Origin of the sequence: Methanosphaera sp. A6 (assembly GCF_001729395.1) — an archaeon.
Lineage (GTDB): Archaea > Methanobacteriota > Methanobacteria > Methanobacteriales > Methanobacteriaceae > Methanosphaera > Methanosphaera stadtmanae.
Genome location: NZ_MAIF01000167.1, coordinates 1 through 9,414 on the forward strand (window position 1 = coordinate 1; position 9,414 = coordinate 9,414).

The following is a 9,414-nucleotide window of genomic DNA, read 5'->3' on the forward strand; positions in this document are numbered from 1 at the left end:
AAAAGTTCTATGGTATTTTATAATCCTCAAAATACCATAGAACTTTTTTTTAAATTTAAAAAAAACCAAAATTATATAAAGAATATAATACTAATTACTATTAGTGTATTCTTATTCAATATTTTTGAACTAAATTAATGATTTTTTTAAGAATTGTTGAATACACTAACAAAAAAAAGAGAGTAATATGTGATGAAAATTAAGACCTTTTCATTATGTATGATATTCTTAGTTCTCTTAGTATGTACAACAGTGCCAGCAAGTGAATCTACAGATATACCAGTACATCAGAGTTCAATTTCAACATATGAAATTCATGAATTAACAAGTAACATGTCAACAAGTAACATATCAACAAGTAACATATCCAGTTCATCCAGTATTAAAACAGTAAAAGAGAGTTCACAACAAACAAGTGTAAAGATAACAACAAATAAAAAATCAGATACAAATCAAGTAACTACTAGTAATAATGTGGCAAAAAAAACTACTTCTTCAAAAGCAAGTACTACCCAAAGTAGTACAAAAGCAAGTAGTAAAGCAAAAGCAAGTACTACTAAAAATAATTCAGTACAAGAAGTTAGTTTAAACACTACACAACCATCAATAAAAGAGGCAGAAACAATAAAGCAGTTATCTGCAACAAAAAATATGTCCTCACTAAAACAATTAACATCATTAAAGCAAGCTCAAAACAAGTATAACTTAGAAGGTAAAGTAACTTGTGTTTACAATAAATCTTCTGATAGTTATGTTGGTGATGAAGAGGATGCTTTAGGTGTTGGAGGTGCTGTGATAACAGTAACTAATAAAAGTAAAGTTATTGCAAAGGTTACATCAGACTCTAATGGAAACTATGTTATAAAAAACTTAGCTCCAGGACTTTATACAGTTAAATTTAAGTATGGAACCTATGCAGTAGGTGAAGAGGATATACGTATAATTAACACCACAGAACGGTTTAATTATGTGTTTATACCTGATCTTGCTATTATCACATACTCTGGAAGTACTAATGATGGTCAAAGAAATAAATTTGACGCATTAAGAAAACTTAGTGATAGATTTTATTTCCTAGAAAGCTATAATCTAAATAGTTCATACGATGTATCTCATCAATGGATGTTAGATTATGCAAACTTTATTCTAGTAGATATGTATAGTAAAGGACAGGGATTTGGAGTAGATATAGATGCTATTAAAAATTCACCTGCTTCACAACACAACAGAGTTGCATATACTTTTGGTATATTTGATCAAATGTTATTACAAGAACTAGGTTGGGGATTCCTTGGAGTTAATCCTGTTGAATCCATAGAAAATACCTATGTTGGATCATATTGGCAAGCTGAAGCTATAAAAGATGCTACAGTAGTTAATACCAATATGAAAAACTTGTATCATTATATATTATATTTACTTGGAGAAAGTGACTACAACCCAACTAGAACAGATAGTGGAACACCTGTTTTAGCTGGACCACAATGGGGTGTTTATTACCCAGGATATAAAATGTCTGTTCCTACTCCAAGCAATAAATTGATAAATAAATGGATACAACAAGCACCAGGTTATAACAATGATGGAGCTGGAAGTCTAAATTGGATGACAGAATATTATAATCCATGGATTCTAGAAAATCAGAAACCTGTGAATGTATTCAGAAAATTTGAGAATTGGTACAATAAACATGTAAATATTAAAGGATCATTTGTTGTTATAATAAGTTATTATCAGACAACAACAGAAGTTGAAGCTTTAATTAAAGAATTTGAAAGACAAGGAAGAGCAGCATTTTGTTTATATCAATATGCTACCACACATCCTACTATGACCGAACTATTAGAAACAGCAGTTACTGATAGAAAAGGTTTCTCAAGAGGAATTGTTGCTGGAAGTTCTTTATATTCATGGTCAACTTCATATACTCAAATGGGAACAAATACAACTATAAATGCATATAAAAACATGAATATTACAATTTTGAATGCTTTAAGTGGAATAAGTGAATACAGTTATCATAGTCAATATGGTCCTCAAAATGAATGGACATATAAGGTAACAATATCCCAATTTGAAGGAATAATAGGTGCCCTACCTATTTCATACATTTCAAATACAACTAAATCAACTGTTATGATTGACAGTGGTGTTAAAAAACACGTTGAATTAGTTAATGGTTGGGCTAAACTTAAAGAAACTCAAAATTCCAAGAAGAAAATAGCTATTGTACTATATGACTATCCACCAGGTAAAGCTAATATTGGTGCATCTTATTTAGATGTATTTACCAGTACACATGATTTACTTGAACAATTAGCCGATGCTGGTTATGATATTGGAATGAAGAAAAGTGAAATTCCTACAACAGAGGAGTTAACTACAATGATTTTCAATATTGGTAACAAAGGTAATTGGGCTTCAGGATATCTTAAATCATATGTAAAAGATAACTATGATGAACTTGTCAAAAATCATCAGCTAATCAGTAAATCTGAATTCCAATTAATGTTCAATCAATTACCTACAAATTTACAACAACAACTTGTAAACTCATGGGGTAAAGGATTAGGTAATGGATCTATGATCTATAATAACAGTTACCTAGTAATTCCTGGATTGTACTTTGGAAATGTGTTTATTACTGTTCAACCTGCAAGGGGTTGGGAATCAGTAACAGACTATCATAGTCCTGATTTAGCACCACCACAACAATATGTGGCATTTTACAAGTATCTTACTAGTTATTATCTGGGAAAAGAAAATAACAGTGTGGATGCAATGATAAGTATGGGAACACACGGAACACTTGAATGGTTACCTGGACGTACTTTAGGACTCCAAGAATCAGATTGGCCATTCCAATTAATCAAAACACCGATTATTTACCCATATATTGTATCTAACCCTGGGGAAGGTATGACTGCTAAAGAAAGAAGTTTTGCACAGGTAATTACACACATGACACCTGTAACTACTGCATCAACACTTTATGGTGAATATTCTAAATTAAGTGAAGCTATATCAGATTACACAGCTAATAAAAAATTAGGTGATGCAAGCAATATGGCTTACTATAAAGAATTAATATTAAACCTTACAAGTGTAAATAGTTCATTTTCAGCACCAACATTTACAAAGATGAGCCAATACATTGATGAATATAACTATGCAGTTTCAGTAAATGATACTGCATTAATAAATGAAAAAAGAGCAGCTATACTTAGCTTATCTGCATCATTAAATAAACCAATGGAAAACTACTTCAATCATACATCTGCAAAAAATATGACTTTTGATGAGTATATAAAAAGAATGTATGAATATGTAAATAGTGATGAAGCTTTCGATGCATGGCTAGAAACTATACATGCTGTTATTGAAGGATTAAGTTCTGATACAATAACATATGGTGTTCATAAAATTGGTTATGTATGGAACAGTACTGAAATGATCGATGGAATAAGTGTTATTGGTGCTTCAAGAACCAATATCATGCAAAACATCATGAATCTTTACTTTAATATCAATGGAAGTTATTATGAAAAAGTACAAGACCGTGACTTCAAACCTTATCAAACAGCAATTGAAGCAACACTTAACAACATTGTAACAAGCTTAGTATTAGATACCACACTTGAAAATGTTGAAAAAATAGCTAAAGAAAAAAATCAAGATAAAAACAGTAGTTTCTATCAAGATCTTTATGATATTATGAATCTTATTAATAGTGTAAGAGACAATCATGAATGGGAAGCTATTATGACAGCTCTTGGTGGCGGATACGTTGCTCCTGGTCTTTCAGGAGAACCTGCAGCAAGTGATGTTCTACCAACAGGACGTTCAATGTATAACAGTGATACAACTAAAATGCCATCTAAAGCTGCATGGTCATCAGCAGTAAACTCTATTAATCAAATATTAGTTAAATATATGAAAGATCTTGGAGAAGATACCTATCCAGAATTAGTTGCAGAAGTTATATGGGGTACAGAAGTACTTCGTACAGAAGGTATAAGTCTTGCACAATACCTATACTTACTTGGAGTAAAACCTACATGGGATAGAACAGGTAAAGTAAATGGTACTGAAGTTATACCTCTTGATGAACTTACAATAACTATTGATGGAACAGTATATCAACGTCCAAGAATAGATGTTTTTGCTACAATTGTATCAAACAACCCATACTGGCTAAGTTTATTAACAAGTGCAGTAGATCAGGTAAATGCTTTAAATGAAAGTTTTGAAGATAACTATGTTAAAAAACATTATGCTAAATTCCCAAGTACATTCAGATTATTTGGACTTAATGGAAACAAATTAGAAGGTACCGGAGTTTCAGATAGAATAAATAACATTGGTAATTTAACCCAGTCATCAAAAAGTGTGCAGGAAGAAATAGCTAGTGTATATGAATCTAGACTTAACAATGCATGGACTGTTGATGCTAATGGTAATATTGTTGTTAAAACAAATCAGACAGAATTATTTGTATGGTTATTATCCAACGTAAATCTAATAATCCAAGATTTAGATAGTACATGGAGATATCTTGATTCAGATGATTATACTGATTGGTTTGGTGGTCTTCTAAATTCAGCAAACATACATGGTGCAACACCAAGTACAATGCTTCTTGATATACGTAACAGAAACAATATAGTTTCAAATACATTATCCCAAGAAGTAAGTAAAGAAATAAGAACTACCTTAATAAATCCAAAATGGTTACAAGGTATGACATCTTCTGTTGGTGGATGGAACCAAATGGCTGCTAACTGGGAAAACCTACATAAAACAATATTCACAACACAAGGTTATCTTGAAGATGAAAATGGTAAAGCTATTTTACAAACTAACAAAGGAAACAACACAGGTGCAGTTAGTAATGAATTATATACTCAAGCAGTGAAAAATCTTGTAACTAGTGAATATTTAGTTGTAGATGCTGATTATAAGTCTTATGCTATGCAATCCATGATTGGTTGGTCCTTAACATTATTAAAAGATGGTTATTGGAAAACAACCGATAAAAAATTAGTATACGATCTTGTAAAAACATATACACGTATTGTAGTAAAATACGGTGTTGCATGTTGTCACCACACATGTGGTAACATAGAATTTAATAAATGGATTATTAAAACTGGAACTGCAATGGGTATTGATATGGCAGGTTATGCTAATGAAATGAATGCTGCAACAGAACAAGGACTTACTACTGGTCAAGGTAGTGGTAGTGGTGATGGAACTGGTTCTGGAAGTAGTGGTGGAACATCTAGTGATGGTGGAGATGGAGGAACTGCAATAGGTTCCGATTCTTTCAAAGATGGAGCAGATACTGGAAGTGTAGGTGGAATTGGATCATACACTGGAACAGGATCTTCTCAGTCAACAACTGGTAATGCTAATGGTGAACTTGCAGGAGTAGCTTCTAACGACAATGGTGCAAATTCTGGTAATGGAACAAACAATAACAACAATGGAAACAACACTGGAAATCAAGACACTAATGGTACAAATACAGGTTCTAATTCCACTTCCAACAATAATGGTAATGCTGATGGTAATTCCAACAGTACTGGAAGCGGTGATAGTACAGGTAATGCAGATTCAGGTAATGCTGATGGTGCATCTACTGGAAATAGTACTCAAAAAAATAGTGGAAGTTCTGATGTTGGTACATCAAGTACTGGTGCATCCTCTGCAGGATCAGCAGCAGCAAGTAGTTCCTCAGCAGCAAGTAGTTCCTCAGCAGCTGTTGCTGCAACTGCAACTGCAACTGCTTACGAAGTAAGTGAGAAAAGTGGAGGAAAAGCTGCTTCAAATAAATCAGCTGTTTCATTCGGTTATCTTGTAGCTATTGTTTTAATAGCACTTCTTTTCTTTGTTGGATTCAAAAGAAAAGATATTCGTGGAGATTAATAAATATCATACATGATACTTTAATAAATAATAAAATAAAAATCCCCCCTTTTTTTCTTTTATTTTTTTTATAAATAATTAGTTCTTTAAAAATAGAATTAAATCTTTTTTTTAAAAAAATTAACTTTTAATTTAAATAAACTTACACATCATGAAAGTAAGTTTTACTAAAAGAATCTATAAAAATAACAAGCATGTCTTTAAAATAATAGACTATGGTGAATATAATAAAAATACACTAACTAACCATCTACATTAACTCTTATTAAAATAATAAAAAAGTAAAAAAAAGAAATAATTAGAATTTATTCTAATTGATATTTTTCTTTGTTACGTTGGAATATTTCTTTAAACCATGTGTATGCAATTACTAATAATATTAATGTACATATCCCACGTGATGCATCATAGAATATACTTGCTGTATATGTACTTATTATAGAAGGTACTGAAATTGGTACAAAATAAAACCATGATATGTTTGTAATCCAACCATATATGAATCCCCATAATAAACCAAAAACTGCTCTAAATGGAAGACTTTCCATTTTATTAGCAAATAAACCAGAAGTATATCCCAGTAGACCAAATCCAATCATTTGATATGGAGTCCATGTTCCAATACCTGCACCAGAAATTAGTCCAAATACTATTATAGATAAGGCCCCTACCAAGAATCCACTTTCTTTTCCAAAGACCACTCCAGCCATTATAACAATAAAGAAAACTAGATCTATATGTAATATTGAACCTATAAAGTTTGCAACTACTGCTATAGCAATTAATATTGCTAACATAACAATATATTCTACAGAAGGTTTTGATTTTTCAAACATTCTGAATATTACACCTATAAATCCAACTGCCACCAATAATGAAATTATTAATGTTAATATATTCATAAGCTCCATTGTTCTTTCACATCCTTAATTGAAATTGCTTTTGGTAAATAGTTTTTAACCATTCTATTTACAAAAGTTGTATAAAAGTTATTACTTGAAAATATTTGTGTCGGTGTTGTATCTAATTGTAACGAACCATCAAAGATCATTACACATCTTTCAACACTGTCTGCTACAAAAGATAAATCATGTGTAGTCATAATTATCGTTGTCCCTTCATTATTAACTTGTTTTAGAAGTTCACCTAATTTATGATTAGATATTGGATCTAAACCTTTAGTAGGTTCATCCAATATTAATATATCAGGATTATCAAGTAATGCTTTAATAAAAGCTATTTTTTGTTGTTCCCCTCCACTACAGTCATAGGGATGGTTATTAAGAATTTTTCTAATATCAAAATAATCAACAAGTTCCATAGCATAATCAGATAATTCAATAGTTTTATTTATTGATTTATCTATTTCATTCTCTTTTTTTGATTTGTTAAATGGATTGAAGTTAAAATCTGTTTCAATTTTTGATTCACGAATATTGGATAATTCTTTTAGCACAGTATCTTCTGTAAATTGAACCATAGGATTTTGATGAACATAACTGATTTTAGTGTTCTTAGCATACTTTATTTTACCTTTCACTGGTTTTATTAGACCTGCAAGAAGTTTTAGAAATGTACTTTTTCCACTTCCATTACCACCAATAATTGTAATATATTCTCCTTTATTAACATTAAATCCAATTCCTTTAAGAATTACATTTTCTTTTTCATATCCAAACCATAAATCCTTTACTAATACTAATTCATCAGTATTTTCTACTTTAATTCTAGATAATGCTTGAAGAGGAATGTCTTTAATAATATCATCCATATTATTTAGTAATTGAATTCCTTCCCTAACACTAAGTGCAACTTCCACATCTTTAATTGAATCAAATTTGTCCTTAAGAAGTAAATTTACCCTTGTAACCTCTGGCATGTAGTACTTAAATACTTCATCATCTTTAATATCATCACAAATATTTCTTGAATCATTGATGTATTTTAAATTTCCATTCTGTAGATAAATTACTTTATTAGCAAATGGAAAAATATTATCCATTTTATGTTCAGTCACTATAATTGTAATTGAAAATTCTTCATTTAATCTTCTAAGCATTGCTAAAAAATCATATGATGCTATTGGATCTAGTTGACTTGTAGGTTCATCTAGTAGTAGGAGTTTTGGTTTTAAAACCAACAATGAACATAGATTTACTAATTGTTTCTGTCCACCTGATAGATTATTAACATTTTCATGTAATAATTTATCTATTCCAAAGAATGTGGACATTTCTGCAATTCTATTTCTTATTTCATCAGTAGGTAATCCAATATTTTCAAGGGGAAATGCAATTTCCTGAATAACAGTATCTGTTACAATTTGTGCATCTGGATTTTGAAACATGAGACCTATATCACAAGCTGATTTTTCATCATCTAACTCTTCAACTAAAATATCATCAAAGAATATTTGACCATAAGTATCCCCTGCCGGTTTTAATTCTTTTTTAATATTGTTTAACAGAGTTGTTTTTCCAGAACCTGATGGACCACACAGTAATACAAACTCACCCTCATTTATCTTAAAATTAATATCTTTTAAGACCTTTTCTTCATTATATTTGAAACTAAAATCTTTAACCTCTAAGAGTGCCATAGTATTCTCTCCCAAATTTCAATAATTATAAATGGTAATAACAGTACAACATATGCAAAGTAATATATGTTAAATGGTGTTTGACTAAATGTAAATGTGAATTTTGGATAAATCATGATTGATCCAACACCATTATATAATCCATACACAGATATTGTTGCTGTTACTAATATAAGTACTGTAAGAAGTACGTCAATTTTATTAAAGTCATATCTAAGATAACTTGTTCTTTTTGTTATATTATATCCTCTAGATTTCATTGATGATGCAGATTGCATAGCTTCTTCTAATGACCATGAAACTACCAATCCTAAATTTTGAATTAATTCTGATGTTTTTTCTGTAAATTTCAAGTCTTCATTTCTATTTTTTAATTTTGACAGTTCAAGAAGTTCGTTACTTCTTTTTTGTATCAATGGAACAAATCGCAGAGACATTATTATTATCATAGATAAGTTAGGATACTTTTTTGAAAATACATAAAGCATATCCTGATATGATACATAAGTGTTGTATGCTATAAATGTTAATGTAACTAAAAAGAAAGTTACAGCCATAATTACACCATATACTAATGCTTCAAAGGTTACATAATATGATCCAAAGATATAAATATGTGTATCTCCAACATGTGTAAAAATAGTGTTTAATAAGGTAATAAAAAGTATTACTGGTAAAAATACCTTAGTAGTACTTTTAATTTCACTTATTGATCCTTGTAATGCAATTAAGGTTAGTATTAATATCCCATAGGTTATTACATAATATGGATTATTAAATAAAAATGCAAATATTATCAGAATCAGAAAATACACTATAAAAATTGCTGGATGAATTCGTGTAATCTTCATTTTCTTTCTATCCAAAAAATTTTAAATTTAATATTT

Annotated in this window: 4 protein-coding genes; 1 reads left to right on the forward strand and 3 read right to left on the reverse strand. The window is 30.1% G+C overall.

Features of this window, described 5'->3' with window-relative positions; genetic code table 11:
* Positions 1 to 192 precede the first annotated feature (192 nt).
* Positions 193 to 5,928, forward strand: coding sequence for a cobaltochelatase subunit CobN (locus A9758_RS07355; protein WP_011406692.1), 5,736 nt, complete (start codon positions 193 to 195; stop codon positions 5,926 to 5,928).
* A 305-nt stretch (positions 5,929 to 6,233) separates the two neighbouring features.
* On the opposite strand, the gene A9758_RS07360 is transcribed toward A9758_RS07355, so the two are convergent.
* The 3 genes from A9758_RS07360 to A9758_RS07370 are packed head-to-tail and all read right to left on the reverse strand — an operon-like array spanning position 6,234 to position 9,378.
* On the reverse strand, positions 6,234 to 6,839 hold the full coding sequence (locus tag A9758_RS07360) for an ECF transporter S component (RefSeq protein WP_011406693.1): 606 nt from the start codon (positions 6,837 to 6,839) through the stop codon (positions 6,234 to 6,236).
* A complete protein-coding gene (locus A9758_RS07365; protein WP_011406694.1) occupies positions 6,827 to 8,527 on the reverse strand; it encodes an ABC transporter ATP-binding protein in 1,701 nt (566 codons plus the stop codon). Before A9758_RS07365 ends, A9758_RS07360 begins: the two co-directional genes overlap by 13 nt.
* Positions 8,515 to 9,378, reverse strand: coding sequence for an energy-coupling factor transporter transmembrane component T (locus A9758_RS07370; protein ID WP_069776353.1), 864 nt, complete (start codon positions 9,376 to 9,378; stop codon positions 8,515 to 8,517). Before A9758_RS07370 ends, A9758_RS07365 begins: the two co-directional genes overlap by 13 nt.
* Positions 9,379 to 9,414 lie beyond the last annotated feature (36 nt).

Excerpts from the sequence above, each read along its gene's own strand:
- A9758_RS07355 (WP_011406692.1), top strand. The coding sequence starts at position 193 with ATGAAAATTAAGACCTTTTCATTATGTATGATATTCTTAGTTCTCTTA.
- A9758_RS07360 (WP_011406693.1), bottom strand. The coding sequence starts at position 6,839 with ATGGAGCTTATGAATATATTAACATTAATAATTTCATTATTGGTGGCA.
- A9758_RS07365 (WP_011406694.1), bottom strand. The coding sequence starts at position 8,527 with ATGGCACTCTTAGAGGTTAAAGATTTTAGTTTCAAATATAATGAAGAA.
- A9758_RS07370 (WP_069776353.1), bottom strand. The coding sequence starts at position 9,378 with ATGAAGATTACACGAATTCATCCAGCAATTTTTATAGTGTATTTTCTG.